Origin of the sequence: Streptomyces sp. NBC_00878, assembly GCF_026341515.1 — a bacterium.
GTDB lineage: Bacteria > Actinomycetota > Actinomycetes > Streptomycetales > Streptomycetaceae > Streptomyces.
In genome coordinates this window covers 6,632,113-6,658,790 of sequence record NZ_JAPEOK010000001.1, presented here as the reverse complement: position 1 = coordinate 6,658,790, position 26,678 = coordinate 6,632,113, and the positions used below count along the sequence as shown (strand labels likewise).

18 protein-coding genes are annotated in these 26,678 nt (G+C 70.3%); 9 read left to right on the top strand and 9 right to left on the bottom strand.

What is annotated here, in order from left to right; genetic code table 11:
• Nucleotides 1–86 precede the first annotated feature (86 nt).
• Together OHA11_RS28905 and OHA11_RS28900 are read left to right on the top strand one after the other, a co-directional pair.
• Nucleotides 87–890, top strand: coding sequence for a carbohydrate ABC transporter permease (locus OHA11_RS28905; protein ID WP_266507531.1), 804 nt, complete (start codon nucleotides 87–89; stop codon nucleotides 888–890).
• A 220-nt stretch (nucleotides 891–1,110) separates the two neighbouring features.
• On the top strand, nucleotides 1,111–3,375 hold the full coding sequence (locus tag OHA11_RS28900; protein ID WP_266501321.1) for a bifunctional glycosyltransferase family 2 protein/CDP-glycerol:glycerophosphate glycerophosphotransferase: 2,265 nt from the start codon (nucleotides 1,111–1,113) through the stop codon (nucleotides 3,373–3,375).
• Nucleotides 3,376–3,499: 124 nt separating this feature from the next.
• On the opposite strand, the gene OHA11_RS28895 is transcribed toward OHA11_RS28900, so the two are convergent.
• A complete protein-coding gene (locus OHA11_RS28895; protein WP_266507530.1) occupies nucleotides 3,500–3,913 on the bottom strand; it encodes an organic hydroperoxide resistance protein in 414 nt (137 codons plus the stop codon).
• A 126-nt stretch (nucleotides 3,914–4,039) separates the two neighbouring features.
• Here OHA11_RS28895 and OHA11_RS28890 point away from each other — a divergent pair, with 126 nt between their 5' ends.
• Entirely contained in the window at nucleotides 4,040–4,543 is a 504-nt protein-coding gene (locus OHA11_RS28890; RefSeq protein WP_266501319.1) for a MarR family winged helix-turn-helix transcriptional regulator, read from the top strand.
• An 84-nt stretch (nucleotides 4,544–4,627) separates the two neighbouring features.
• Here the strand turns inward: OHA11_RS28890 and OHA11_RS28885 are convergent, their stop codons facing one another.
• Nucleotides 4,628–6,457 carry a glycosyltransferase family 39 protein gene (locus tag OHA11_RS28885; protein ID WP_266501318.1) on the bottom strand — a complete coding sequence of 610 codons (1,830 nt, stop codon included), beginning with the start codon at nucleotides 6,455–6,457 and terminating at the stop codon, nucleotides 4,628–4,630.
• Nucleotides 6,458–6,559: 102 nt separating this feature from the next.
• Here OHA11_RS28885 and OHA11_RS28880 point away from each other — a divergent pair, with 102 nt between their 5' ends.
• The 3 genes from OHA11_RS28880 (at nucleotide 6,560) to galE (ending at nucleotide 10,723) form a co-directional block, all read left to right on the top strand.
• Nucleotides 6,560–7,843 (top strand): glycosyltransferase family 87 protein, encoded by a 1,284-nt coding sequence (locus OHA11_RS28880; RefSeq protein WP_266507529.1) that lies wholly within the window; start codon nucleotides 6,560–6,562, stop codon nucleotides 7,841–7,843.
• A gap of 146 nt (nucleotides 7,844–7,989) precedes the next feature.
• On the top strand, nucleotides 7,990–9,672 hold the full coding sequence (locus tag OHA11_RS28875; protein WP_266507528.1) for a glycosyltransferase family A protein: 1,683 nt from the start codon (nucleotides 7,990–7,992) through the stop codon (nucleotides 9,670–9,672).
• Nucleotides 9,673–9,742: 70 nt separating this feature from the next.
• Nucleotides 9,743–10,723, top strand: coding sequence for a UDP-glucose 4-epimerase GalE (gene galE, locus OHA11_RS28870; RefSeq protein WP_266501316.1), 981 nt, complete (start codon nucleotides 9,743–9,745; stop codon nucleotides 10,721–10,723).
• 201 nt (nucleotides 10,724–10,924) lie between these two features.
• On the opposite strand, the gene OHA11_RS28865 is transcribed toward galE, so the two are convergent.
• Together OHA11_RS28865 and OHA11_RS28860 are read right to left on the bottom strand one after the other, a co-directional pair.
• Nucleotides 10,925–11,146: a hypothetical protein gene (locus tag OHA11_RS28865; protein WP_055517933.1), complete on the bottom strand. Its 222-nt coding sequence runs from the start codon at nucleotides 11,144–11,146 to the stop codon at nucleotides 10,925–10,927.
• A gap of 300 nt (nucleotides 11,147–11,446) precedes the next feature.
• Nucleotides 11,447–12,082, bottom strand: coding sequence for a TetR/AcrR family transcriptional regulator (locus tag OHA11_RS28860; protein ID WP_266501312.1), 636 nt, complete (start codon nucleotides 12,080–12,082; stop codon nucleotides 11,447–11,449).
• Between the two features lie 199 nt (nucleotides 12,083–12,281).
• On the opposite strand from OHA11_RS28860, the gene OHA11_RS28855 reads away from it, so the two are divergent.
• Both OHA11_RS28855 and OHA11_RS28850 read left to right on the top strand, forming a co-directional pair.
• A complete protein-coding gene (locus OHA11_RS28855) occupies nucleotides 12,282–13,217 on the top strand; it encodes an ABC transporter permease (protein ID WP_266501310.1) in 936 nt (311 codons plus the stop codon).
• A complete protein-coding gene (locus OHA11_RS28850; RefSeq protein WP_266501307.1) occupies nucleotides 13,210–14,052 on the top strand; it encodes an ABC transporter ATP-binding protein in 843 nt (280 codons plus the stop codon). Before OHA11_RS28855 ends, OHA11_RS28850 begins: the two co-directional genes overlap by 8 nt.
• A gap of 18 nt (nucleotides 14,053–14,070) precedes the next feature.
• Here OHA11_RS28850 and OHA11_RS28845 read toward each other — a convergent pair whose 3' ends face one another.
• From OHA11_RS28845 to OHA11_RS28825, 5 genes are all read right to left on the bottom strand, one after another.
• On the bottom strand, nucleotides 14,071–15,180 hold the full coding sequence (locus tag OHA11_RS28845) for a glycosyltransferase (RefSeq protein WP_266501305.1): 1,110 nt from the start codon (nucleotides 15,178–15,180) through the stop codon (nucleotides 14,071–14,073).
• Nucleotides 15,177–18,110, bottom strand: coding sequence for a bifunctional glycosyltransferase family 2 protein/CDP-glycerol:glycerophosphate glycerophosphotransferase (locus tag OHA11_RS28840; RefSeq protein ID WP_266501303.1), 2,934 nt, complete (start codon nucleotides 18,108–18,110; stop codon nucleotides 15,177–15,179). The genes OHA11_RS28845 and OHA11_RS28840 overlap by 4 nt, the downstream gene beginning before the upstream one ends.
• A 296-nt stretch (nucleotides 18,111–18,406) precedes the next feature.
• On the bottom strand, nucleotides 18,407–23,344 hold the full coding sequence (locus OHA11_RS28835) for an NAD-glutamate dehydrogenase (RefSeq protein ID WP_266501301.1): 4,938 nt from the start codon (nucleotides 23,342–23,344) through the stop codon (nucleotides 18,407–18,409).
• 601 nt (nucleotides 23,345–23,945) lie between these two features.
• The gene (locus OHA11_RS28830; RefSeq protein WP_266501300.1) at nucleotides 23,946–24,611 is read right to left on the bottom strand and encodes an HAD family hydrolase; all 666 of its coding nucleotides are present in this window, start codon (nucleotides 24,609–24,611) and stop codon (nucleotides 23,946–23,948) included.
• A 385-nt stretch (nucleotides 24,612–24,996) separates the two neighbouring features.
• Nucleotides 24,997–25,512: a hypothetical protein gene (locus tag OHA11_RS28825; protein WP_266501298.1), complete on the bottom strand. Its 516-nt coding sequence runs from the start codon at nucleotides 25,510–25,512 to the stop codon at nucleotides 24,997–24,999.
• A gap of 323 nt (nucleotides 25,513–25,835) precedes the next feature.
• Here OHA11_RS28825 and OHA11_RS28820 point away from each other — a divergent pair, with 323 nt between their 5' ends.
• Nucleotides 25,836–26,639, top strand: coding sequence for an Rv3235 family protein (locus OHA11_RS28820; protein WP_266501295.1), 804 nt, complete (start codon nucleotides 25,836–25,838; stop codon nucleotides 26,637–26,639).
• Nucleotides 26,640–26,678: the final 39 nt, after the last annotated feature.

Below are 26,678 nucleotides of genomic sequence, written 5' to 3'. Positions count from 1 at the left end.
AAGCCCCGCCGGAGACCGCGGAAGCGGCCGGTCCGCCCGAGCGGTCGCTCGTCTCCAGGCTGGCGAGCGGCGCGACCGGCGGTGTGATGCGGGTCTTCCTCATCGTGGTCGCACTGCTCTGGGTGACGCCGACGGTGGGGCTGCTCGCCTCGTCGTTCCGGGACCCGACCGACATCGCCGACTCCGGCTGGTGGACGGTCTTCAGCAAGCCGGCCCAGCTCACCACCGAGAGTTACTCGACCCTGCTCGGCAAGGAGGAGATCACCGACTCCCTGCTCAACACGATCTGGATCACCGTGCCGGCCACCGCGCTGGTCATCGTCATCGGGGCCATGGCCGGATACGCCTTCGCCTGGATGGACTTCAAGGGCCGCGACTGGTGGTTCCTGGCCGTGGTGGCGCTGCTCGTGGTGCCGGTGCAGATCGCCCTGATCCCGATGTCCGAACTCTTCGGCGATCTCGGGATCTTCGGCACCATCATCGGTGTCGTCCTGTTCCACGTGGGCTTCGGCCTGCCGTTCGCGATCTTCCTGCTGCGGAACTTCTTCGCGGAGATCCCCCGTGAACTCCTGGAGGCGGCACGGCTCGACGGGGCGGGCGAGACCCGTCTGTTCACCACCGTGATCCTGCCGCTCGGCGCGCCCGCGATCGCGTCGCTCGGCATCTTCCAGTTCCTGTGGGTGTGGAACGACATGCTGGTGGCGCTGGTCTTCTCGGACTCCGACTCACGGCCGCTGACAGTCGCCCTGACCCAGCAGACCCGCCAGTTCTCCGGCAACATCGAGACGCTGGCGCCCGGCGCGTTCATCTCGATGGTGATCCCGCTGGCCGTGTTCTTCGCGTTCCAGCGGCAGTTCGTGTCCGGGGTGATGGCGGGAGCGGTGAAGTAGCGTCCGGGGCCTCCGAGTCGGAGAGCCTCCGAGTCGGAGAGCCTCCGAGTCGGGGGCCTGCGAGTCGAGGCACCTGGAGTACATCTCGCGAGGGGCGGGCCGACACCGGTCCGCCCCTTTCGCGTTCACCCGGGGTCCCCCACATGCCGCATTCGGCGTAACCAGGTCACCCCTTTGGCCGTTCCCGGGCCGTATGCCCGCGCCGACACAAGGATGTACCTTGCCCCGGTTCAGTGTCATTGTCCCCGCGTACCAGGTGCAGGCGTATCTGCACGAGTGCATGGCATCGGTCCTCGAACAGTCCTTCACCGACCTTGAGTTGATCGCGGTGGACGACTGCTCACCGGATGCCTGCGGCACGATCATCGACGAGTTCGCGGCCCGAGACCCCCGCGTACGGGCCGTCCACCTTGAGGAGAACGTGGGCCTCGGCCGCGCCCGCAACGCCGGTATGCGGCACGCGACCGGCGACTACCTGGTCTTCCTGGACGGCGACGACAGCCTCACCCCGGACGCCCTGCGCGCCATCGCCGACCGCATCGAGGAGACCGGCGACCCGGACGTCCTGGTCTACGACTACGCGCGCACCTTCTGGTCGGGCGAGCAGGTACGCGACGCGGAGGCGGGCCAACTCACCGAGCAGGGCCCGGCGCCGTTCCGCCTCGACGACCGTCCGGGGCTGCTGAAGCTCCTCATGGTCGTGTGGAACAAGGCGTACCGCCGGGAGTTCGTCGCCGGGGAGAGCTTCGCCTTCCCGCCCGGCTACTACGAGAACATCCCCTGGACAGCCCCCGTCCTGATGACCGCCGAGACGATCGCGACCCTCGACCAGGTCTGCGTCCACTACCGCCAACGGCGCCAGGGGAACATCCTCGGCACGGTCAGCGACCGGCACTTCGACATTTTCGACCAGTACGAACGGGTCTTCGCGCATCTCGACGCGCACCCCGAACTGGCGCAGTGGCGCCCGGTCCTGTTCGGCCGCATGGTCGAGCATCTGTCGGCCGTGTTCCTCAAGCGCGACCGGCTGCCGCACGGCTCCCGTGCCCGGTTCCTGCGCAAGGCCCGTGCCCACTACGGCCGTTACCGCGTACAGGGAGTCGAGGCCCCGCCCCACACCTGGCCGCGGCACGCGCTGGTACGCCTGGGCAGTCTCCGCGCGTACCGCGCGGTGTGGGCGGCGACGCGGCTGACGCGACGAGCCGCGCGACTCACCGGGGCGCTGGCCCGGACCGTCCGGACGGCCGCGCTCCGGCTGCACTACAAGGTCCAGCTCCGGTTGCCCGTCCGTGCCGACCGGGCCGTGTTCGCCAGCCACGGCGGGCGCGGTCACGGCTGCAACCCGGGGGCGCTGGAGGACGCGTTCCGGACGTACGCGCCTCAGGTGCGCACCGCGTGGATCGCGCGCCCGGAGTTCCACCACACGATCCCGACGTCGACCCGTCGGCTGACGCCGGGCACCGCCGCGTACTGGACGGCGCTCGCCCGCTCCAAGTACCTCGTGAACAACGCCGAGTTCGACCCCCGACTGGTCAAGCGCCCGGGGCAGATCCTCGTCCAGACGCAGCACGGCACACCGCTCAAGCAGATGGGCCTGGACCTCCAGGACCGCCCGGCGGCGGCCCGCGACACGGACTTCGCCGAGGTGCTGCGCGGCGCGGACCAGTGGGACTACTGCCTGTCCGGCAACCGCCACTCCACGCTCGTCTGGGAGCGCGTCTTCGCGTCCGCCCACACGACACTGGAGTACGGCCAGCCGCGCAACGACGTGTTCCAGCGGGCGAGTTCGGCCGACGTGGCCCGGCTGCGCGAGAGCCTCGGCATCCCCGAGGGCGCGGTCGCCGTCCTGTACGCGCCCACGCACCGCGACTACCGCCGCACCCAGCGCACCGCGCTCGACCTGGAGCGGATCCTGCGCCAACTCGGCCCGCGCTTCGTCCTGTTGACCCGCGCACACCACACGTACGGGGCCCCGCTCGCCCGCAGCTCCGGCCGCCTGATCGACGTGTCGGACCATCCGAGCGTCGAGTCCCTGTGCCTCGCCTCGGACGCGCTGGTCACCGACTACTCCTCGCTGATGTTCGACTACGCCAACCTCGACCGGCCGATCGTGATCCACGCGGACGACTGGGACGCGTACGATGCGGCCCGCGGGACCTACTTCGACCTGCGGGCGTTCCCGCCGGGTGCGGTGGCGCGCAGCGAGGACGAGTTGATCGACATCTTCGCGACGGGTCACTGGCGCGGGTCCCGCTCCACGCAGCTCCGGTCGGCGTTCCGGGCCCGCTTCTGCCCGTACGACGACGGGCACGCGGCGGAGAGGGTGGTACGCCGACTCGTGCTCGGCGAGACGGCGGGGCTCCCGGCGGTGGTACCGCTCGCGGACCGCCGCCCGGCGCCGCCGGCGATGTCGGCGGCGGACCAGTCCCCTTCGGCCCCGCTCGCCGGCGTGCCCGCGCCTGCGGGGCAGGCCCCCTGTCTTTAGGAGCGGGAGTGTGGTGTGTCGGGTGCGGGTGCGTGGGGGCTGGTCGCGCAGTTCCCCGCGCCCCTGAAAGACGGGGCTGCGCCCCTGTCTTTCGTCCTTGGGGGCGGCGGGGGCGAGGACAGCCCTACTCGACGACGATCTCCACCGGAATGTTGCCCCGGGTCGCGTTGGAGTACGGGCACACCTGGTGCGCCTGCTCGACCAGCTTGCGCCCGAGCGCGGCGTCCACGGACTCGGGCAGCTCCACGCGCAGCGTGACAGCCAGCGCGAACCCCTCCCCCTGCTTGCCGATACCGACCTCGGCAGTCACCGCCGCGTCGCTGACGTCAACCTTCGCCATCCGACCGACCACACCGAGCGCACTGGCGAAACAGGCCGAGTAACCGGCCGCGAACAGCTGCTCCGGGTTCGTGCCCTGACCGTTGCCGCCCATCTCCGTCGGTATGCCGAGCTCCAGGTCGAGCTTCCCGTCGGAGCTGTAGGCGCGGCCGTCACGGCCGTGGGTGGCGGTAGCGACAGCGGTGTAGAGCGCGTCCATGGAAACCATCCCTCTCAAGGTCAATGTCGTATCGGCGAGCCTTGGTCCGGCCGCCTCACGGCCACAAGTAGAGCACACAACTTAATTGCGCACAACTAAATGACGCACTGGAGGTATCCTGAGGGCATGACCTCGACGCCCGCACACCACCCCGCACGAGACGAGGACTTCCTCGACTTCCTCCGTCTCGACCAACAGATCTGCTTCTCCCTGAACGCCGCGTCCCGCGCCTTCGGCAGCGTGTACCGGGTCGCCCTGAAGGAGCTGGGGCTCACCTACCCCCAGTACCTGGTCATGCTCGTCCTGTGGGAACACGGCGAACTGCCCGTGAAGAAGGTCGGCGAACATCTGCGACTCGACTCCGGCACGCTGTCACCGCTGCTGAAGCGGCTGGAGACGGCCGGTCTCGTACGGCGTGAGCGCAGCGCCCGGGACGAACGGTCCGTGGTGGTCGGGCTCACGGACGAGGGCGCGGCCATGCGCGAGCGGGCCGTGCGCGTACCGCGCCGGATCGCCGCCGCGACGGGCTTCGACCTGACCGAGGTCCTCGAACTGCGGGCCCGCCTCGACAAACTCACGAACGCACTGGACACGGCGGCACTGGACGAGACTTCGGGATCCGACGCGTAACCAACGACAACGCGCTGCCGAACCACACTCCCGGCCACGCACCACGCCCACGCACCCCGCCCACCCCAGCCCTCACCCCGCCCCTCACATCGTCGAAGCCTTGCGCACATACAGCCGCAGAATCGTCCCCTTCCGTACGAACTCCGCCCGCGGCACGAACTCCTTGCCCACGACGGCGAGTTTGACCCGCTCGGTCGCATCGCTCGGATGCCAGCCCGGCCTCAGCGCGCGCGGCTCGGCGACCACCCATACACGGTCCAGGCCGCCGAGTCTGCGGCGCAGCTCGTCCGGGCCGGTCTCGCGCCCGTAGAGCGTTCCGGAGACGCGGGCGGGCTCCTCCAGCGCGATGTCCCACGTGCCCCGGAACCCCTTCGGATACGCCAGCGCCGAGCGCCTGCCGACCGACGGGAGAAAGAGCACGGGGTCGCCGGGGCTCATCCGCTGGGCCGCCGCCGCGGAGACGACGGCGAGGTTGTCGGGGCGGCGGGCGGGGTCCCGGTCCTCCCGAAGGACGGGGAACTGCGAGACGAAGGCGAGGGTGATGGCCAGCACGCCGAGGAGCGTGGCGGCGTACGGCACCCGGACGCCTCCACGTACGCGACCCGGAGCGCCACCCGGGTCCCCCGTCGGGGCGTCGGCGGCGGAGGCCGAAGCCGAGGCGGTGGCGGAGGCGGCGAGGGTCGCGGAGGTCATTGAGGCGTCAGGGTCCCGCCGTGGAAAGCCGACCCGGCGCGCCGCCACGATCAGCCGTTCCGCCCCCGCCGCCGCCAGCAGCGGCGCCCCGGCCAGCGCGTACAGCACATAGCGGTCGTCGTACAGCGGCCAGTGGCGCGAGACCGCGATGAGGGCCGCGGGCGGGAGGAGCAGCAGCGGCAGGGCAACCGCGGGGAGGGAGAGTTCGCCCCGGCGGGCGGGCGGGGCGAAGGGGGCGCGCAGGGCGAGGGCGATCAGCAGCAGGTACGGGCCCAGGACCAGCTGGGTCGGGCCCGTGAAGGAGCGCAGCAGGCGTTCGACGGTGCCGCCGCCCGGGGGCTGGAGCCAGGCGACCTGGTCCGCCTGGCCGCTGGAGACCAGGGCGAGCGGCAGCAGTACGAGGAGTACGGCACCCGCGGCGCAGGCCCACTCCCGCCACACGCGGCGGGGCATCCGTGCGAGGGCCAGGGTGGCGGCGTGCGCGAGCAGGATCAGTACCGCGAACTCGTGCAGCAGGACGGTGACGGCGACGACCCCTCCGTACGCACACCAGGCGACCACGCGCGCGTGCCCTTTCCGCCCCTCCACGCGCGCGTGCCCTTTCCGTCCCTCCACGCGCGCGTGCCCTTTCCGTCCCTCCACGCGCGCGTGCCCTTTCCGTCCCTCCACGCGCGCGTGCTCTGTCCGCTCCTCCACGCGCGCGTGCCTCCCGGCAGGGCCGGCCGGCACCTTCACCGTCACCGTCGCCTCAGTCGCCGTCGCCGTCGCCGCTCGCGCCAGCAGCAGCGTCGCCGCCGTGGCCCCGGCGGCGACCAGCGCGTACGAACGTCCCTCCTGGGCGAAGTGCCCGGTCATCGGTGTCACGGCGTACAGCAGGCCTGCCCACAGGCCCACCCTCGGGCGGGCGAGCCGGGCCCCCAGGGCCGCGACGAGGCCCGCCGTCACGGCGGCCGCGCAGAGCGAGGGGAGGCGGAGGGCGACCTCTCCGGGGTGGAGGGCGAGGACGGCGTGCATGAGGAAGTAGTAGAGGCCGTGCACGGCGTCCACGGAGTGCAGCAGCTGCCAGATCTGCGGGAGCGAGCGCCGCGCCACCTCGAAGGTGACGGCCTCGTCCCGCCACATCCCGCCACGATCGATCCCCCAGAGACCGATCCCGGACATGACGAGTACGGGTACGAGCACGGCGACGACGACGGCGACCTGCGGGCGCTTGACGAGCATGCAAGATATTTTGTGCTATTAGTCAGCCTTCATTGGTGATTGACCCGTCATCAGACGGTATATGTCTTCTTGCGGCTTACGATCCCTCGCGTGAAGCCCTGGATGAAGCCCCGCGTCCTCCCCCTCACCGCCGGCTGGCTGACCACCCGCGCCCTGATGCTCTGGCTGCTGACCCGGGACCAGAGTGCCCCGCTGGGCATCGGCGGCATCGCACGTGAGGTGCACCAGCTGTACGCCCGCTGGTACGGCGTGCTCGCCCACGGCACGTTCCCGTCGGGCGACCGGCTGTGGCAGTACCCGCCGGGCGCGGGACCGGTCATGCTGGCCCCCGGGCTGCTGCCGGGGCTGACGTACTTCCAGGCGTTCGTGCTCGTGACGCTCGCCGCCGACGCCCTGGTCGCCGTCGCCCTCACGCGCGCGGGCACCCGGACGGGCCGCAGCCTGCGCGGCGCGGCCCTCTGGACTGCGGGTCTCCCCCTCCTCCTGCACCTCCCGCTCGCCCGCTACGACGTGCAGGTCACCGCCCTCGCCGTCATCGCCCTGTTGACCTTTTCGCGCTCCACGCGCGCGTGCGGTGCCTTCGCCGCTATGGGCGCCCTCGTGAAGGTGTGGCCCGCCCTCACCCTGATCGGCACCCCCAGGGGACGGACGACGAGGGAGGTGTGGACCTCGGCGGCCGTCACCGCGTGCGTCCTGCTCCTCGCTCTCGCGGCGCTCTTCCGCGACCCCTTCGACTTCCTGCGCCAGCAGGGCGGCCGGGGCGTACAGATCGAGTCGCTCGGCGGGACGGCCCTCTCCTTCGCCCGCCACGCCGGCTGGCCGGGACAGGTGCACTACCGGTACGGGGCGATGGAGTTCACCGGGCCGTACGTCACCGCGGTCGCCGCGATGTCGCTCGCGCTCACCGTCGCCGCCTTCGGGGCCCTGCTGCTGTGGCGGCTGCGGGCCCGCCGCTGGACGCCGGCCACTCCGTACGACGCCGCGCTCTGCGCCGTACTCCTGTTCACCGTGACGAGCCGGGTGATCAGCCCCCAGTACCTGGTGTGGCTGCTCGGTCTGGCCGCCGTGTGTCTGACCTCACGGCACACCACGCAGCGCCCGGTGGCCGCGCTGATCACGGCGGCCACGGCGGCGAGCGCCCTCGTGTACCCCGTCCTGTACGAGGACGTCATGGACTGCACCTGGACCGGCTCGCTGCTGATGCTCGTCCGCAACGGACTGCTCGTCGCGGCCGCGGCGCTCTCCTTCCGCCGCCTGTGGACCGCCGCAATGCGGCCGGACGGAATCCGGCCCACCGGAAGCAGGCCCACGGGAAGCCGATCCACCGAGATGGAACCCTCACACAATTCCCGCCATCTTCCCCACGAGACAGTAAGCACCTCTTAACGGAAAATTACCTACACAGTTCACTATTTCGTCCCGTGGAAGCCATACGACCCATGCACCCCATACGACCCAAGCGACCCGTCGAGCCTGAGCAGCCCGTACAGCCCGTACAGCCCGTACAGCCCGTGCCACCCGCGCAAGCAGGCCTGCGTCCCCTCCCGTCACAGGTGTGCGTCGTGGTCATCGGGTACGACGACGCCGCCCATGTGACGGACGCGGTGCGCTCGGCCCTCGCGCAGGGGCCCGCCGTCCGCGAGGTGATCGCCGTGGACGACTGCTCGGCCGACGGCAGCGCGGACCTCCTGGACCGGCTCGCCCTCGACGAGCCACGTCTGAAGGTGCTCCGCCGCGAGGTCAACAGCGGCGGCTGCGGCAGCCCCCGCAACGACGGGATCGACGCCGCGACGGCCCCGTACGTGATGTTCCTGGACAGCGACGACGTCCTGCCGCCCGGCGCCGTGGACGCGCTCCTCGACGCGGTCGCCGGGCGCGGGACCGAGGTCGCGGCCGGGTTGTGCGTACGCCGCGAGCTGCCGTCCGGCCGCGAGGTCCCCTGGCAGCCCGAGCTGTACGCGACGACCGCCCTGGTGACGCACCCGTCCCGTCGCATCCACCTGGTCCACGACACCCTCTGCGTCAACAAGCTCTACCGCACCGACTTCCTGCGCGAGCACGGCATCCGCTTCCCCGAAGGACGCTTCCCCTACGAGGACTTCGTCTTCACCGCGCGCGTGCTCGCCGCCGGCCCGCGCGTCGCGCTGATCCCGGACACGGTGTACGTCTGGCACGTGCGCCGCGGCGCCGAGCGGCTGTCGATCTCCCTTGACCGGGCGGGCGTCGACAACTGGCGGTCCAGGATCACCGCCCACGGACTCTCGTACGACATCCTCCTCGGCGCCGGTGAGAAGCGGCTGGCGCGGGCGACGCGCGCGAGGTTCCTCGACCACTCGCTGCGGATGTACGCGCGTGAGCTCGATCGGCGCGGCCCCGAGTACCGGAACGAGTGGTGGGCCCTCACGCGCGCGTACCTCGCGACGTTCGACGCGGCCGACCTCGCGCTCGCGCCGGCGCCCGGACGGGTCGTCGCGCAGGTCGTGAGGGCCTCCGAGGAGCCGCGCGACCTGACTCGCGTCAAGGAGGTCGCGGCGCGCCCGGCCCGGCTGCGGCCGCCCTACGCCCGGCTCGCGGACGGTACGCCGGTCTGGTCCGCCGACCTGCCCCAGGTGACGCTGGAACACCTCCTGTCCCGGCCCGTACGCCTCCTCCCTGTGGCCGTCGACGCGGAACTGCGGCCACGCATGCGTGCCACCCGGCTGCGGCTGCGCCTGTACGAGCTGTACGGGCGGATGGCGGACGCGGCACCGGCGTCCGTGGACGCCGAGTTCGTGAACCGGCAGGACGGGGTGGTCGGGCTGACGGTGACGGCGGAGTTCCGGCCGGACGACCCCGATCCCCGAGACGACGACTCGGGCGCTGTCCCGGGCATGGACACGGGCTTGGGCATCGACTCGGGCATCGGCTCGGGCATCGGCTCGGGCATCGGCTCCTGGACGGCCGAGGCGGCCGTCGACCTCGCGGCGCTCGGGTCCGGCACCTGGGACCTGCGTCTGCGCCTCCGCTTCCACGACGGCACGAGCCGCGAGACCACCGCGCACGCCGTCGCGGGACCTGGCCTGCTGCGCCGCTCCGTCGTGCCGAACGGCCGGCACGGGATGCTGCTCGTCCAGCCGTACGCGACCCACGCGGGCTCCCTGGCGCTGCGACTGGCGCCCGGCTGGCGCGGAATGACCATTGTGCTGCGCCGCAGAATGAGGCGTTTGCTTCACTGAGAGGCGGCTCAGTGATTCCGGCCACGCACGAACCGACACACGAACCGACACACGAGGGGACGGCCGATACATGACCTGGCTGATCACCGGCGGCGCCGGCTACATCGGGGCGCACGTCGTCCGCGCGATGACCGAGGCGGGCGAACGGGCCGTGGTGTACGACGACTTGTCCACCGGAATCGCCGAGCGCGTGCCCGACGGGGTACCGCTGGTCGTCGGCTCGACCCTGGACGGGGACCGGGTGGCCCGCACGCTCCAGGACCACGCCGTCACGGGCGTCGTCCACCTGGCGGCGAAGAAGCAGGTCGGCGAGTCCGTGGACCTGCCGCTGCACTACTACCGCGAGAACGTCGAGGGGCTGCGGGTGCTGCTGCAGGCCGTCACGGCCGCCGCGGTGCCGTCCTTCGTGTTCTCGTCCTCCGCGGCGGTGTACGGCATGCCGGACGTCAACCTCGTGACCGAGGAGACGCCCTGTGTGCCGATGAGCCCGTACGGCGAGACCAAGCTCGCGGGCGAGTGGCTGGTCCGCGCCACGGGCCGCGCCCACGGCCTGTCGACGGCCTCCCTGCGCTACTTCAACGTCGCGGGCGCGGCGGCGCCGGAGCTGGCCGACACGGGCGTCTTCAATCTGATCCCCATGGTCTTCGAGAAGCTCACGGAGGGCGCGCCCCCGCGCGTCTTCGGCGACGACTACCCGACCCCCGACGGCACGTGCGTCCGCGACTACATCCACGTCACCGACCTGGCCGAGGCCCATGTGGCGGCCGCCCGCCGCCTGGCCGCCGCGCCCGGCACGGACCTGACCCTCAACATCGGCCGGGGCGAGGGCGTCTCGGTCCGCGAGATGATCGACCGGATCAACGGGGTCACCGGCTACACGCTCCCCCCGACCGTCACCCCGCGCCGCCCCGGCGACCCGCCCCGCGTCGTCGCCTCCGCCGACCGCATCGCCGCCGAACTGGCCTGGAAGGCCAAGTACGACGTCCACGACATGATCACGTCGGCCTGGGAGGGGTGGGTACGACTTCATCCCGAGGCCCGGCTGGGCTAGGACCTGTCGTCAAACTCCCGCCTGCCACGCGACGACAGGGCCCTAGGGCCGCTGGACCAGAGGCCCGGCTGGGCCAAAGCTGGGAGGCCGGCGGCGCCGGACCGGGGAAGCCGACAGGGCCACACGCTCAGAAACACACTCGCCGCGGGCCGGACATCGTCCGGGGCCGCGGCGAGTGTGTGACGTGTGCGACGGGATCCGTCAGAGCTTGTCCATACGGGTATAGGGGCTGACGATACGGGCCTGGCGGGAGCCGAAGTCGACGAGCATCGCAATGCCCTCCTCGACGCCGACAATCCTGCCCAGGCCGAACTGGTCGTGCGTAACACGGTCACCCAGGGCGAAGTGCTTGGCGACCGGGACAACCGGAGCTTTGAAGGGACTGGTGGACAGGTGGCGCCGGGGCGCGGATGGCTTCGTCATCGTCAGTCCAGTATGCGCCCCCGAGGGCCTCGAAAGTGAGGCCCGGATGACAACGATCCGGACGCTACGAGGTTGACGCGCCGTGCGGGGGCACCCCTCCATACGTGCGGAGCTGCGACGATGCGCGGCTCCACGGCATGGGCGGAACCAGCCGCGGCCGCCACCACGACCCGCGCGCGAACGCCGACTTCGTGATCCCGGCCACGCCTCACGACACCGCAGAACGCCGCACGACGCCCTTATGGCGCCTTTATGACGCCTTACGACGCCCTACAACTCCTTGCAACGCCTTACAGCGCCCTACAACGCCTTGAGCGCCACCGCCGTGGCCCGGGCCAGGCTCTCCAGGTACCCCTTCGGCAGCTTGGGGCTGCGGATCACCACCGAGCGCCAGTACAGCGGTCCGGAGATCAGGTCGAGGGCCAGCTCGTCGTCGATGCCCATACGGACCTCGCCGCGCCGCTCCGCCGCGGCGACGATACCGCTGGCAACGCCCTCCTGCCCCTCCCGCAGAGCTTTCTGCATGGCCTCGGCGATGTCCGGATTGCGGGCGGCCTCGGCCTGGAGGTCGGGGATGATCTGCGAGGCGACAGGGTGACGCAGGGCGCGTGACGTGACCTCGTACAGGAGGCGCAGGTCGCCCTCCAGGGTGCCCGTGTCCGGCGCCGGCAGCCCCTGAACCGCGACCGCGGACACCAGGTCGAGCACCAGGTGCAGCTTGGAACGCCACCTGCGGTACACCGCGGTCTTGCCCACACCCGCGCGGCGCGCGATCCCCTCGATGGACATCCGCGCGTATCCGACGGCCGCGAGTTCCTCGAAGACGGCCGCCCTGATGGCCTCTGTCACGTCCTCCCGGAGCACCGCCGCCCCGGCGGGAGCCCGGCGACGCGGCTGCTGCGGGCTCTCTGGTGCCCCGTCGGCGTTCGTGGTCATGCGGAACAGCATAGGGGCGTTACGACGAAACGGTTGCGTTCCGACGCAAGATCGGCCTACGCTCACGTTACGACGATACGGCCCCGTCCCGACGTAAAGAGGGTTTCAGGTGCAGGTAAAGACGGGCCCGTAGCGACGTAAAAGAAGCGTTCGCACACCCCCTCCCCCGAGCCCCGCGCTCCGAGCGAAAGCAGCGGATGTGAGTCAGGTCCTCCACACACCGCCCCCGACACCGGACCCGGTGCGGTCATCGGCCGCCCTGTCCGACGACCCCGCGGCACTCGCCGCCCGCTACGGCCTCACGGTCAGCGGCGCCCGCCCCTCACTGCCGCAGTACGTCCGCCGGCTGTGGGCGCGCCGGCACTTCATCACGGCGTTCGCGACGGCCAAGCTCACCGCCCAGTACAGCCAGGCGAAGCTCGGCCAGGTCTGGCAGGTGGCCACGCCCCTGCTGAACGCGGCGGTCTACTACTTCATCTTCGGCGAACTCATGGGCACGAGCCGGGGCGTGCCGGACTACATCCCGTTCCTGGTCACCGGCGTCTTCGTGTGGACGTTCACACAGAGCTCGATCATGGCGGGCACCCGGGCCATCTCCGGCAGCCTCGGCATCGTCCGCGCCCTGCACTTCCCACGGGCCGCGCTCCCGGTCTCGTACGCGCTGCAACAGCTCCAGCAGCTGCTGTTCTCCATGGCCGCGCTCTTCGTGATCCTGCTCTGCGTCGGAGTGCCCGTCAGCGTGTCCTGGCTCCTGGCCGTTCCCGCGCTGGCACTTCAGTTCGCGTTCAACGCGGGCGTGGCGATGATCATGGCCAGGATGGGTGCGAAGACGCCGGACATCGCACAGCTGATGCCGTTCGTGCTGCGCACCTGGATGTACGTGTCCGGTGTCATGTGGAGCATCGACAAGGTGCTCACCGCTCACCAGAACCTGCCGCACATCGTGCTGATCGCCCTGGAGTGCAACCCGGCCGCGGTCTACATCGACCTCATGCGGTTCGCACTCATCGACACCTTCCACGCGAGCCAGCTGCCCCCGCACGTGTGGGCGCTCGCGGTCGGCTGGGCCCTGCTCGCCGGCGTCGGCGGCTTCATCTACTTCTGGAAGGCTGAGGAGACGTACGGCCGTGGCTGATCCGAAGAACGCACCCGTCCCCGCTCTCGTCGCGGACCGTGTCCCCACCGTCGCGGCCGAACTCGTCCCCACGGTTGTCGCCGACCGCGTCGACATCGTCTACCGCGTCAACGGCACGGGGGCCGGACGCGGCAGCGCCACCGCCGCACTGAATCGCATCCTGCGCGGGAAAAAGGCCGAACAGGCGGCGGGCGTACGGAAGGTGCACGCCGTGAAAGAGGTCTCCTTCACGGCGTACCGAGGAGAGGCGATCGGGCTCATCGGCACGAACGGATCCGGAAAGTCCACGCTGCTCAAAGCCGTTGCCGGACTGCTTCCGGTGGAGCACGGGCGGATCTACACGGACGGGCAGCCCTCACTGCTCGGGGTGAACGCCGCCCTGATGAACGACCTGACCGGTGAGCGCAATATCTATCTCGGCGGTCTCGCGATGGGAATGTCCCGCGAGCAGGTGCGCGAGCGGTATCAGGAGATCGTCGACTTCTCCGGCATCAATGAGAAGGGCGACTTCATCACCTTGCCCATGCGGACGTACTCGTCCGGTATGGCCGCGCGGCTTCGTTTCTCCATCGCCGCCGCCAAGGATCACGACGTACTGATGATCGACGAGGCGCTGGCCACCGGGGACCGCTCCTTCCAGCAGCGGTCCGAGGCGCGGATCCGGGAGCTGCGGAAGCATGCCGGGACGGTGTTCCTGGTGAGCCACAACAACAATTCGATCCGGGACACGTGCGACCGGGTGCTGTGGCTCGAACGCGGTGAACTGCGCCTGGACGGGCCGACGGAGGAAGTACTGAAGGAATACGAGAAGTTCACCGCAGGCGGAGGCAAGTGACAGACGGAAGGCCGCCTTTCAGCGCTCCAGGAACGCGAACAGGTCCTCCCACTTCCGCACTACCTCGTCCGTCGTATAGCGCTGGATATTGATCCTCGCCGCCTCTCCCATTCTGTCCCGAAGCTCCTTGTCGGACATCAACGTGTCGAGGCGGCGGGCCAGTTCACCGGTATTGCCCACGGTGGCGAGCAGGCCGTCCTCGCCGTCGCGGACGATTTCGTGGACACCGGGGGCACAGTCGAAGGCGGCGCAGGGTACGGCGGTCGCCATGGCCTCCATGAGGGCGAGCGGGAAACCCTCGCCGCGCGAGGACTGGACGAAGACGGAACCGCCGCGCAGGGCGCCCGGCACATCGCTCGTACGGCCCATCCAGTCCACGGAGTTGTCGAGTCCGAGAGCCGTGCACCGCTTCTTCAGGATCTCCTCGTCCTCGCCCGAGCCGTAGATGCGCAGCCGCCAGTCGGGATGGCGCGGCGCGACCTCCGCCCAGGTGTCGAGGAGCATGTCGATGCCCTTCTGGTCCTGCAGTCGGCCGATGCTGATGACCGCCTTCTCGGTCCGGGGCGAGGGCACCTCGGGCATGAACGGCAGCGGGTTCGGCATGAACGAGGCGTTGTTCAGGCCCTGCCCGATCCACAGGTCGGCATCCTCGCGGGTCAGTACCAGCATGCGGTCGACGTCCTGGTAGTGCTGCCGCACCCGCTGGAAGCGCGAGGACGCCTTGGAGTAGTCGAACGACTCGTGGCTCATGCCGATGACGGTCATCCCGCGGGTGTCGGCCTGCGCGACCCACTCCATGGCCCACACCTGCGTGACGATGACGACCGCGCCGGGCCGCGCCGCCCCGAACAGCGTGGTGAGCCTGGCGGCCTGCTCGCGCATGCTCGCCTCCCGCGCCCGGCCGGGACGCGGCGGCTGTCCGGCGTACAACGTGGTCAACGGGTACGGGACATCGCCGAGTTCCTGTTCGACGCCGGGCGGAGTGATGCCGACGACATGGACGCGATGCCCGCGCTCGGTGAGGAGCCGGGCCATCTGGTGCGACCAACTGGTCACTCCGCCCAGCTCGTTGACGCTGTTGGAGACGAAGAAGACGTCCCGCTGCGGATCCGTACTCACGAGGGTCATCCACGCCTCCACTGCGCGAAGAACTGGTCGACGATGCTCTGGGCGGCGTTTCCCCGGTCGTACTCGCCGAACTCCGCCACGAACCCCTCCCGCGCCTCCGCGTACTTCGCGGCCTGCTCGTCCAGGGAGGTGAGGGCGGTGTGCAGTTCGTCCTCGGTGCGCGCGACCGGCCCCGGCGCCCGCTCCAGCAGGTCGAAGTAGGTACCGCGCCCCTCGTGCACGTACTCCTCGTAGTCGTACGCGAAGAAGAACATCGGCCGGCCGAGGAGCGCGTAGTCGAACATCACGGACGAGTAGTCGGTGATCAGCCCGTCGGCGAGCGCGAGCAGCGGGGTCACGTCGTGGTGTGCCGATACGTCGATGACGCGCCCGCGCACGGACGGCGGGAGCACGACGTGGTTCAGGTAGTGCGAGCGCACGAGCAGGACGTACCGGTCGCCGAACGTGTCGGCGAACCGCTCCACGTCGAAGGGCAGCTCGAACCGCCGCTGCCTGCCCCCGTGCTGACGGAAGGTGGGCGCGTACAGCAGCACGGCCTTGCCATCGGGAATCCCCAACTCGACCGCGAGCGCCCCGCGTTCGCGACGGCCGACGTCCGCTTCCCGCTTCCTGGTCTGCACGAGGGCGTCGTTGCGGGGGTAACCCACCCGCAGCAGCGTCTTCTCCTTCAGGCGGAACGCGCGGGCGAGGGTGCGTACATCGTGCTCGGAACGGATCAGGAACCGGTCGAAGCGGTCGAGGGTGCGCTGCTGTTCGGCCTGCTCGGGCTGGGACCTGAGCTTCCACTCGGGCTCGTCGAAGCCCATGCGCTTGAGCGCCGAGCCGTGCCAGGTCTGGATGTAGGTGGTCTCGGGCCGCTTGGTGAGCTTCAGCGGATAGCTCTGGTTGTCGACCCAGAACTCGGCCTGCGCGAGCGCCTTCAGATAGGGCAGCGACCAGCGGCGTACGAGAGTGGCGTCGGCCGGAAACCCGGAAGGACTGTTCCCCGTGTACGACCACACGGCCTCGAAGTCGAGCCCCTGGCGCCGCATTTCCTCGTAGATCGCCTTCGGGCTGTCGCTGTACTGCCGGCCGAGGTGGCTCTCGAAGACGACGAGCCCCTTCTTCACGGGCAGCCGGCTGAACACCTCGTGGTAGAGCCGGATCTTGGTGTCACCGGAGGTGAGTTTCCTGCGGACCTCCTTCGCCTTCCGGTACCCGGACTTGGCGAACCGGCCGGGGGCGCCCCGCACACCCCGCTCGACGAGCGCGTCCACCTTCTCGCGGGTCACGATCCGGAAGCAGAGGTGACCGCGCGAGGAGATCTCGGGCGTGATGTGGTCGGCGACCAGTCGGGTGAGCCGGGGCCGGACGGGCAACCGCCCGGCGACCAGGCCGGGTTCGGCGGCGGTGAGGCGGGTGGTGGTGCGTACGCCGTCGACGCCGAGGTGCAGCCGTACGTCCCACACCGCGTCCACGATGCCCAGCGGCCGCAGCCCGCGCGCGAGGTCGACCGACGCCTCCCAGGCGATGGCCTCGCCCTCGTGCCGCAGGGTGGCCACGGGGAAGCGGAAGGTCTGGAACCGCACGCCTTTGCGGCGGGCGGCGAACTCCAGCTCGCCGCTGAGCCGGGCGCCGGACGGAATGACACCGAGGGGATTGGTGATGCGCCCGACCAGCCGGACAGCCCCGGCGGCCTCCTCGTGACCGGTGTACCCGGTATGCCCGGTGTACCCGGTCAGGACGTTGCGCAGGAACATCTTCTCGACGGGCTTGGCGTGATAGCCGAGTTCGGTGACGTCGAGGACGTGCCGGGCGAAGTCGCCGTCGAGGTGGTCGTCGAGATGGTCGTCGAGATGGTCGTCGAGATGCTCCGCACACCAGTAGATCCGGCCGTCGCGCTCCACCAGCGGCGAGGAGATCTTGTCGCGGTTGGTGAGGGTGTCGACGGCCGGCAGGAGGTTGTCCCAGTCGCTCTTCTGCAGCAGATAGGCGCAGATGGCGTGGATGGGCTCCACCTCGTCGAAGGCGGCGCGGTCGATGGACTCCAGGTAGTCGCGGGCGATCGCGGCGAACTCCTCCCGGTAGGAGGCGTCCCGGAACGGCAGATCACGCAGATGCAGCACCAGGTCGTGCTTGAGGAACTTGACGTCCTTGTGGAACTTGAGGTCCAGCAGCCCCTTGTCGACGAGGAGTTGATCGACGCGCCGATGGATCTCCATCCGGTGCGCGAAGTTGGCGATCTCGGCGCGCCGGTTGCTGATCGACTTGGTCGCGGCCTTGTCGACGACGTTCCAGTCGTAGACGCGGTTCGGGATGAGGGTGATGCGGCGGGCGGCGGCGTAGGCCTGAGCGGAGAAGAGCAGGTCTTCGTAGTGAATGCCGACGGGGAACGCGAGCCCCTGCTCAACCAGGAACTCCCTCCGATAGCACTTGTTCGTCGACAGGGTGTCGAAGACGAGCAGGTCGGGCAGCTCGGAGATCGACTCCAGGGTGCGGGTGCCGGCGTACAGCCAGGGGTACCACTTGACCTCCTTGCCGCTGCGCGAGTCCACGTGCACCCGTACGCACATCCCGGAGACCAGGTCGGCGCCGGTCGTCTCGGCCGCCTCCAGCATGTTCCGGCAGGCGTTGCGCTCCAGTACGTCGTCGCTGTCGAGGAAGAGGACGTAGGTGCCGCGGGCCTGGGCGATCCCGTGGTTGCGGGGAGCCCCGCACCCGCCGCTGTTCTCGTCGAGCTGGAAGGCCCGCACGCGGCCTGGGTGCCCGGCGACCAGCCGCCGCGCCACGTCGTACGAGCCGTCCGTGCTCCGGTCGTCCACGATCACGACCTCGACGTTCCGGAGGGTCTGCGCCAGCACGGAGTGCACGGCTGTGGGCAGCCGGGCCTCGTCGTTGTAGACGATCACGACGACGGACACGTCCGGTACGTTCGGCGATTCCTCGTTCATCCCATTAATCCTAAGTGTCCAGCGCTGGACCCTGTACGGGGTGTAGGCCGCATGGGGGCCACTTAGGTAGATGTGGATCGAAGTACACGGGTTGCGCACCCAGCCCGTCCGGCGTTTTGAGGACGAGGCCGTTCAGGCCGAAAAGCGGGGGTCTGGGGGCGCAACCCCCAGGGACGATGGGGGTCCCCCCGCTCGAGCGAAGCCGAGAGTGGGGGAGGGGGAGGGTAGGGGCAGCAGGGGCGAAGAAAAAGGGGCGCCCCAACCAACAGGGCGCCCCGGACCGCTACCGCCGACGGTTACGAATGCGTGCGCAGCATCGTCCGCATCGTCCGCATCGCCACCGACAGATTCGCCAGATCAAAGTCCTCGGACCCCTGGATCTCCTCCAGAGTCGTCCGCGCCCGCGCGAGAATCGCCGCGTTCTTCTCCTCCCACGCCTTGTACCGCTGCTCAGGCGTCGCCTCCCCATTGCCCACCGCGAGCACATCCGCGGTGAGCGCGGCATGCGCCGCGTACAGGTCCTCGCGGATGGACGCCCGCGCCATGGACTGCCAGCGATCCGCCCGCGGCAGCTCGATGATCCGGTCCATGAGCTGCGTGATCCGCAGCCGGTCGGCGAGGTCGTAGTAGATCTCGGCGACGTCCATCGGATCCTTGCCCACCCGGTCGCCCACCGCCACGATGTCGAGCGACGGGAAGGCGGACGAGAACCCGGCCACCCGCTGGGCGAGCTCGTCGGGCACCTGGCCGCCGGACAGCTCGTCGTAGATCCGCTGGTACCACTCCAGATCCGCGCCCCGCAGCATCTTGGGCAGCTCGGCCCAGACCCGCGTGACCCCGTCCCGGAAGAAGTCGATCGTCTCGGCGAGCTGAAGCGGCTGCGGCCGGTTGTTCAGCAGCCACCGCGTCCCACGCTCGACGAGCCGCCGCGAGTGCAGCCGGATCCGTGTCTGGACATCCGCGGCGACGACATTGTCGAGCGCCTCGACGGCGTCCCACACCTCGCTGGAGTTGAAGATCGCGCGGGCCGCGGTCTGCGCCCGGACGATCTCCTCCAGGGAGGCCCCGGTCTCCTCGCGCAGCCGGTGCAGGAAGCTCGTACCACCGGTGTTGACCGTGTCGTTGACCAGCACGGTCGTGACGATCTCGCGCCGCAGCGGATGGCTGTCGATCTGCTCGGTGAACTCCTCGCGCAGTGCGGTCGGGAAGTACGCGCTCAGCAGGCTCCGCAGATACGGATCGTCGGGCAGCGACGTGTGCAGCAGCTCGTCGGCGACCGTGATCTTCGTGTACGCGAGGAGGACGGCCGTCTCCGGCTGGGTCAGGCCGTGCCCGGTGCCGAGCCGCTCCCGGATCTGCCGGTCGGTCGGCAGGAACTCCAGCGCCCGGTTCAGATGGCCCTCGCGGACCAGGTGGCGCATGAAGCGCTGCTGGGCGTGGAGCATGTCCTTGGACTGGGCGAGCGCGTTGGAGAGCGCCACGTTCTGTGCGTAGTTGTTGCGCAGGACGAGGGCGCCGACCTCGTCGGTCATCTGGGCGAGCAGCTTGTTGCGCTGCTTGACGGTCATGTCGCCGTCCGCGACGACCGCGTTGAGCAGGATCTTGATGTTCACCTCGTGGTCGGAGGTGTCCACGCCCGCGCTGTTGTCGATGGCGTCGGTGTTGACCCTGCCGCCGGCCTGCGCGAACTCGATGCGGCCCAGCTGGGTGAGGCCGAGGTTGCCGCCCTCGCCGACGACCTTGACCCGGAGGTCGGCGCCGTCCACGCGGATCGCGTCGTTGGCCTTGTCGCCGACGTCCGCGTGCGACTCGGTCGACGCCTTCACGTACGTACCGATGCCGCCGTTCCACAGCAGGTCCACCTGCGCCTTGAGGATCGCCCGCATCAGGTCGGCGGGGGTCATCTTGGCGACGGGGGACTCGATGCCGAGGGCCTCGCGGATGTGGTTGTTGAGCTGGATGGCCTTGGCCATACGGGGGAAGATGCCGCCGCCCTGCGACAGCAGCTCCTTGTCGTAGTCGGCCCAGGAGGAACGCGGCAGCTCGAACAGCCTGCGCCTCTCCGCGTACGACGTCTCCGCGACCGGGTTCGGGTCGATGAAGATGTGCCGGTGGTCGAAGGCGGCGACCAGCCGGATGTGCTCGCTCAGCAGCATGCCGTTGCCGAACACGTCACCACTCATGTCGCCGACACCCACGACCGTGAAGTCCTCGGTCTGCGTGTTGACGCCCAGCTCCCGGAAGTGCCGCTCGACGGACTCCCAGGCGCCGCGGGCGGTGATGCCCATCTTCTTGTGGTCGTAGCCGGCCGAGCCGCCGGAGGCGAAGGCGTCCCCGAGCCAGAAGTTGTAGCTCTCCGCGACACCGTTGGCGATGTCGGAGAACGTCGCCGTGCCCTTGTCCGCGGCGACGACGAGGTACGTGTCGTCCTCGTCGTGCCGTACGACGTCGGCGGGCGGTACGACCTCGCCGGCCACCATGTTGTCGGTGATGTCGAGCAGCGCCGAGATGAAGGTCTTGTAGCTGCGGATGCCCTCCGCCAGCCAGGCGTCGCGGTCCACGGCCGGGTCCGGCAGCTGCTTGGCGACGAAGCCGCCCTTGGCGCCGACGGGCACGATGACGGTGTTCTTGACCATCTGCGCCTTGACCAGCCCGAGGATCTCGGTCCGGAAGTCCTCACGCCGGTCGGACCAGCGCAGACCACCGCGCGCGACCTTGCCGAACCTGAGGTGGACGCCCTCGACCCGCGGCGAGTACACCCAGATCTCGTACGCCGGACGCGGCGCCGGGAGGTCCGGGATGGCCTGCGGGTCGAACTTCATGGAGACGTACGTGTGCGGCTCGCCGCCACCCGCCTCCTGGAAGAAGTTCGTCCGCAGGGTCGCCTTGATGACCGTGAGGAACGAGCGCAGGATCCGGTCCTCGTCGAGGCTCGCCACCTGGTCGAGGGCGGCGTCCAGCTCCTCCAGCAGGGCGTCGGTCAGTTCGAGACCGGCGCGCTGCCGGTCCGGGGACATCCGCGCCTCGAAGAGCGAGATGAGCAGCCGGGTGGTGTGGACGTTGTTGCGGAGGGTGTCCTCCATGTAGTCCTGGCTGAAGGTCGAACCGGCCTGCCGCAGGTACTTGGCGTACGCGCGCAGCACCATCGCCTGCCGCCAGGTCAGCCCGGCGCTCAGGACGAGGGAGTTGAAGCCGTCGTTCTCGGCCTGTCCGGTCCAGGTCGCCGAGAAGGCCTCCTGGAACCGCTCGCGGCCGTCCTCACCGAGGTGGTCGCCGTTGCCGCTGCCCAGCTTGGCCAGGCGCAGGCCGAAGTCGTAGATCCACGCGGACGGCCGGTCCGAGCAGCGCAGCTCGTACGGGCGCTCGTCGGTGACCTCGACGCCGAGCCGGGTGAGGACCGGCAGGACGGCGGAGAGGGAGACCGACTCCCCGGTGCGGTAGATCTTGAAACGGCGCTCGCCGGGGGCGGCGCCCACCGGCTCGTACAGGCTGAGTGCGAAGTCCTTGCCGTTGCCGAGCTGATCCAGGTGGACCAGGTCGGCGACCGCCGTGCGCGGGTTGTGGTCGGCCTTGTAGCCCTCGGGGATGGCGTTGCCGTACCGGCGCATCAGCTCGGCGGCGCGCTCCTCGCCGCACTCCGCGTTCAGCGCCTCGGCGAAACCGTCGGTCCAGGAGCGGGCGGCCTCGACGAGCCGCGCCTCGATGCGCTCCTTGTCGGCGTCACTGAGCTGCGGCAGCTCGGTGCCCTGCGGGACCCGGACCACGAAGTGCAGCCGGGAGAGGATCGACTCGGTGTTCCAGGCGGTGAAGTCGACGCTGATGCCGCCGAGCTCCTCCTTCAGGATGTCGATGATCCGCAGGCGTACGCCGGTGGTGTAGCGGTCGCGCGGGAGGTAGACCAGCGCCGAGTAGTAACGCCCGTACTCGTCCTGCCGCAGGTAGAGCCGCAGCCGCCGCCGCTCCTGGAGGTAGAGGACGGAGGTGACGATCGACCGCAGCTCGTCGGGCGGGGTCTGGAAGAGCTCGTCGCGCGGGTACGTCTCCATGATCTGGAGGAGGTCGCGCCCGTCGTGGCTGTTGGGCGAGAAGCCCGCGCCCTTCAGCACCTCCTCGACCTTGCGCCGGACGACGGGGACACGGCGTACGGACTCGGTGTACGCGGCGGAGGAGAAGAGGCCGAGGAAACGGCGCTCGCCGACGACGTCGCCGTTCTCGTCGAACTTCTTCACGCCGACGTAGTCGAGGTACGAGGGCCGGTGCACGGTGGCGCGGCTGTTGGCCTTGGTGAGGACCAGGACCTTGTGCTCGCGGGCCTTGGCGCGGACGTCGGCGGGCAGCCGCTCGAAGGACGGGCTGACCGGGTGGCTCTCGTCGGTCGCGTGGTGCGGGTCGGAGCGGAGGATGCCGAGCCCGGTGCCGGGAACGGCGGCGAGCGAATCGTCCTCCCGCAGCTCGTACTCCCGGTATCCGAGGAAGGTGAAGTGGTCGTCCGCGAGCCAGCGCAGCAGCTCACGGGCCTCCTCGACCTCCTGGTCACGCAGGTCGTCGGCGGTCGGCTCGGTGGGCAGCTCGTCGGCGATGCGCAGCGCGGAGTCGCGCATCTTCTCCCAGTCCTCGACGGCCTCACGGGCGTCGGACAGGACGCGCACCAGGTCGGCGGTGATCTGCTTCAGATCGGCGCGGTCGGTCTCGCGGTCGATCTCGACGTGGATCCAGGACTCGACGGAGCCGTCGTGGGGCAGCTCCCCGGTGGGCCGGGTCTTCAGGACCTCGATGAGCCTGCCGGTGAGGTCACGCCGCACGACGACCTGCGGGTGAATAACGACATGGATCCCGCGCCCCTGCCGGGACAGCTCGTTGGTCACGGAGTCGACGAGGAAGGGCATGTCGTCCGTGACGACCTCGACGACGGAGTGGCTGCAGGTCCAGCCGTTCTCCTCGACGGTCGGCGTGTGGACTCTGACGTTGGCCGTGCCCTGGGGTCGGTTCTCGGCCAGCCGGTAGTGCGAGAACGCGGCTCCGAAAACATCGACCGGGTCGCGGTCGGCGAGGTCCTCCGGGGCGGTGTGCAGGTAGTAGCGCTGGAGGAACGCGAGCAGGGTGTCCTGGTCGGGAGCGCTCGCGCCCGTCTTCCCGGTCGGCAGGTGAAGATTCCCCCCGACCGGGCTGTTCTCAGCAACCCGGGCGGCTCGTGCGAGCAGCTCGGCCTTGGCTTCGTCCAGCTTGGTCTGCATTGTCCTCTGGCTCCTGTCGCGCGCCGTTGCGTGACGTCGTAGAACGTGAAGTGACGTAGCGCCGCGACGCGGGGTGTCCGGTCTGGTTCGACGCTATGCCGCGATGAGAGATGAGCGGGGTGCAATCGGCCAATCTCGGCCGCTCCGGAGGCTGTGACACTGCTCTCGGTGCGCCTGCGCCTGCCGCGTGGGCGGCGCTTTCCGCCCTTCCCCGCCGGCGAAGACCAGCGATCGCCCGGTCACGGATGTCGTCCGTGCGGTCCGGGCGCAGGGCAGGGGCAACGAGGCCCCCGCGACGTATCGCGCTGATCACGGCACCAAGGCTATCGCTCTCCACCGGGCCCCCGTCATGAGCCGTATGTGTACAAAAGAGGGGGCCCGATTTTGACACTCTGCACAGTTCGCTCCACTCGGGATACGTGGCTGAGCACACGCGCACCCAAGGGGCGCGGGGAACTGCGCGCCAAGCCACCACCGAACCTGCGGCCGACGAACAACCCCGGGGTCCTGGGGGCGGAGCCCCCGTTTCGGGAAGGGGCGGGGCTGGGGAAAAGGAACCGCCCGCCCCCAAGGGACCCGCCAGAAACCCGCACGCTTCCGCTCAGGCAGCCAGCCGCTCGGCCTCCGCGACCGCCTCCTCCAGGCTGTCCACCACCGGCACCCCGACCCCTTCGAGGCTGGCCCGGCTGTGCGACCCCCCGGTGTAGAGCACGGCCCGCGCGCCCACATGCAGCGCGGCGACCGCGTCGTCCGCCGCGTCCCCGATCACCACCGTACGAGCGGGCTCCACGCCCGCCAGCGCCCCTATGTGCCGGACCATGTGCTCGGCCTTGCTTCCCCCGGACGGCCCCGTCCGCCCGTCGACGCGCAGGAAATGCGGCTCGATCCCGAACCCCCGCACCAACGGGACGAGCTCCTCATGCCCGTACATGCTCAGGAGGGACTGGCTGCGGCCGGCCGACACCCACTCGGCGAGCAGCCCGGGCACCCCGTCGGTGAGCTCGCAGGCCACCCGGTGCTCCGTGTAGTACCGCTGGAAGGTCTCGTCCATGACCTCCCACTCCTCGTCCGTGGGCAGCCGCCCGAGCAGCCGCTCGTAGAACTTCGGCACCGGTACGCAGTACACCTCCCGGTACCTCTCCAGTGTGATCGGCTCCATCCCCAGCTCGGCGAAGGCCGCGTTCGTCGCTCCGATGATTGCCGCGTTGTCGTGGAACAGGGTTCCGTTCCAGTCCCAGACGATGTGTGCTGCTCCGTGCATCCCCATACCAAAAAAATACCCGGCCGCACTGACAACACCCTCGGAGTGCTTCAGCGCGCGCCCCCGGGAGCCGCGGGTGGGGGCCTAGGCCCTGTCGTCAAATTCCCGTCTGCCGGGCGGCGCCTGGCACGCTCCCCCACTGCCTTAAGGGCGTGGGAGGTGCCCCCACTCGCCGCACCGGGCGATAGCCCAAGTACGTCCAGTACGAGGCCTTCCGCCCGGCACGCCGAGAGCACGCACCAGACGCCGCCCGGCCCGCCCTTCGGGCGAACGACGGGAATTTGACGACAGGACCTAGGTCTGGCCTAGGTCGTGTCCGGCGGTCGAGCGCCGCCGGGCTCCAGGTGAGGGCCGGGCAAGCGCCGGGTGAGTCCCGCCGCGGGTGGGGGCGTCAGTCGCCCAGCCCCACCAGGTTCGGGATCTCCTGCGTGGCGAACCACAGCAGCTCGTGGTCCTCGGCCCCGTCCACGACGAACTGCGCGTCGTCGTCACCCCGGTCGGCCGCGCCCAGCACCTCCGTGGCCGCCGTCACGTCCGGCTCGGCCTCATCCGAGTCCACGTGCACGGCCGCCGCCTTGGCCAGCGCGATGGCCCCGCCGACCCGGACCTCGCCGAGCGACACGGGATCGAGCGCCCGGTCGGGGTCGGCGACCGCGGCCCCGTCCGGCACGTCGACGGCGACGACGACCCGCCGCCGCGGGGCCCCGGGGTCGAGCGCGACCAGCCGCAGAGAGGCGAGCGCGGCCCGGTTCAGCGCCGCGTACTCCAGTTCCTCGATGTCGTCGGACAGGTACCACTCCCGCAGCGCGGGCGTGACGGCGTACGCGACGAAGGGCCCCGACCCCAACTCACCCGTCTTGTACGCCTCGGCGAGACCGGAGAGGGTCAGAGGGACGTAGACGCGCATGGCTGGCCGCTCTTTCGTAGTCGGAGGGCTCCAGGAGGGCAGTTCCGCGCCTCCCTGAAGGGCCTTCAGGATACGTGCGGGCGTCCCCTTTCGAGTCCCGGCCGCCCCTCCAACGGCGTCCACCACGGGCCTCGCACGTCACCCGGTCCACCCTTGCCGCGCCAAGCCTCCCGCCCTCCCCCATCACCCTGATAGGTGAACATTCCGGCACCCCCGGCGCGCGCCCAGCGTCCTTGCGGCCGCCCGCTCCGGCCTCGTACAAGATCCCCAACGGAAAGTTACCGACCGGTATCGACTCGGTCCGAAGGAATGGGGATCCCGCCGTGAACAAGGTGATGACCAGGACGAAGCGCACTCCGGGCGCCCCGGGCACCCGCCCGCCCGTACGCCACGACACCCGCCGCCCGGGCGCGGGCACACCCCGTACGACACCAGGTGGAGGCCGACCGCGTACGGCACGGTCGGGAACCGCCCCGAGCACGACACCGGGCAGCACCGCACCGGCTCCTGGCGAGGGCCGCACCCGGAGGGAAGCAGCCGGGGGCTCCGCTCCGGCCGTACCAGACTCACGAGCCGTACCGGATTCGCGGACGGTGCCGGACTCGCGGACCGTGTCGGACTCGCGGACGGTGCCGGATTCGCGGACGGTGTCAGGCTCTCGGGCCGTACCGAGCGAAGGCGCCCAGGCGGCACCCGGCGGCGGTGCACCCCGGACGGGACCGTCCGGAGCCCCGCCGCGGACGACCCGCACAGCCCCCGCCGAGGGCCCTGCGGGCGCACCCCGGCAGCCCTGCCCCACCGACCTCTTCGCCGACCGTCTGCTGGCCGTTCTGAGCGGTCAGCGCCCCGTCCACTGCATGCTCCGGCACACCGTCGGCCGCGCGTACGACGAACTGGCCTGGCTCGCCGAACGCGGCCCGCTCCGTGCCCGCGGCACCCGCCCCGTCGTCCGGGACATCGGCTACTACGTGCCCCGCCCGGGCGCCGTCGAGGCCTTCGCCCGCATCGGGGCGGGCGACCAGCTCCGCGCCATGGCCTTCCGCCTGGAACAGGGTCCCGACCTCCGCTGGCGCTGCACAGCGGTGGAACTGGGCGGCGCCCGCATGCCACACACCAACGACGCCTGACCCGTACGCCTCACTCTGGGCGCCCTACAAGGGGCGCGG

What these genes read in the sequence shown, in the direction of transcription:
- OHA11_RS28840 (WP_266501303.1), bottom strand. Translation starts at nt 18,110, where the DNA reads ATGAACGAGGAATCGCCGAACGTACCGGACGTGTCCGTCGTCGTGATC.
- OHA11_RS28865 (WP_055517933.1), bottom strand. Translation starts at nt 11,146, where the DNA reads ATGACGAAGCCATCCGCGCCCCGGCGCCACCTGTCCACCAGTCCCTTC.
- OHA11_RS28830 (WP_266501300.1), bottom strand. Translation starts at nt 24,611, where the DNA reads ATGGGGATGCACGGAGCAGCACACATCGTCTGGGACTGGAACGGAACC.
- OHA11_RS28885 (WP_266501318.1), bottom strand. Translation starts at nt 6,457, where the DNA reads ATGCTCGTCAAGCGCCCGCAGGTCGCCGTCGTCGTCGCCGTGCTCGTA.
- galE (WP_266501316.1), top strand. Translation starts at nt 9,743, where the DNA reads ATGACCTGGCTGATCACCGGCGGCGCCGGCTACATCGGGGCGCACGTC.
- OHA11_RS28825 (WP_266501298.1), bottom strand. Translation starts at nt 25,512, where the DNA reads ATGCGCGTCTACGTCCCTCTGACCCTCTCCGGTCTCGCCGAGGCGTAC.
- OHA11_RS28835 (WP_266501301.1), bottom strand. Translation starts at nt 23,344, where the DNA reads ATGCAGACCAAGCTGGACGAAGCCAAGGCCGAGCTGCTCGCACGAGCC.
- OHA11_RS28860 (WP_266501312.1), bottom strand. Translation starts at nt 12,082, where the DNA reads ATGACCACGAACGCCGACGGGGCACCAGAGAGCCCGCAGCAGCCGCGT.
- OHA11_RS28905 (WP_266507531.1), top strand. Translation starts at nt 87, where the DNA reads ATGCGGGTCTTCCTCATCGTGGTCGCACTGCTCTGGGTGACGCCGACG.
- OHA11_RS28895 (WP_266507530.1), bottom strand. Translation starts at nt 3,913, where the DNA reads ATGGACGCGCTCTACACCGCTGTCGCTACCGCCACCCACGGCCGTGAC.
- OHA11_RS28845 (WP_266501305.1), bottom strand. Translation starts at nt 15,180, where the DNA reads ATGACCCTCGTGAGTACGGATCCGCAGCGGGACGTCTTCTTCGTCTCC.
- OHA11_RS28880 (WP_266507529.1), top strand. Translation starts at nt 6,560, where the DNA reads ATGAAGCCCCGCGTCCTCCCCCTCACCGCCGGCTGGCTGACCACCCGC.
- OHA11_RS28890 (WP_266501319.1), top strand. Translation starts at nt 4,040, where the DNA reads ATGACCTCGACGCCCGCACACCACCCCGCACGAGACGAGGACTTCCTC.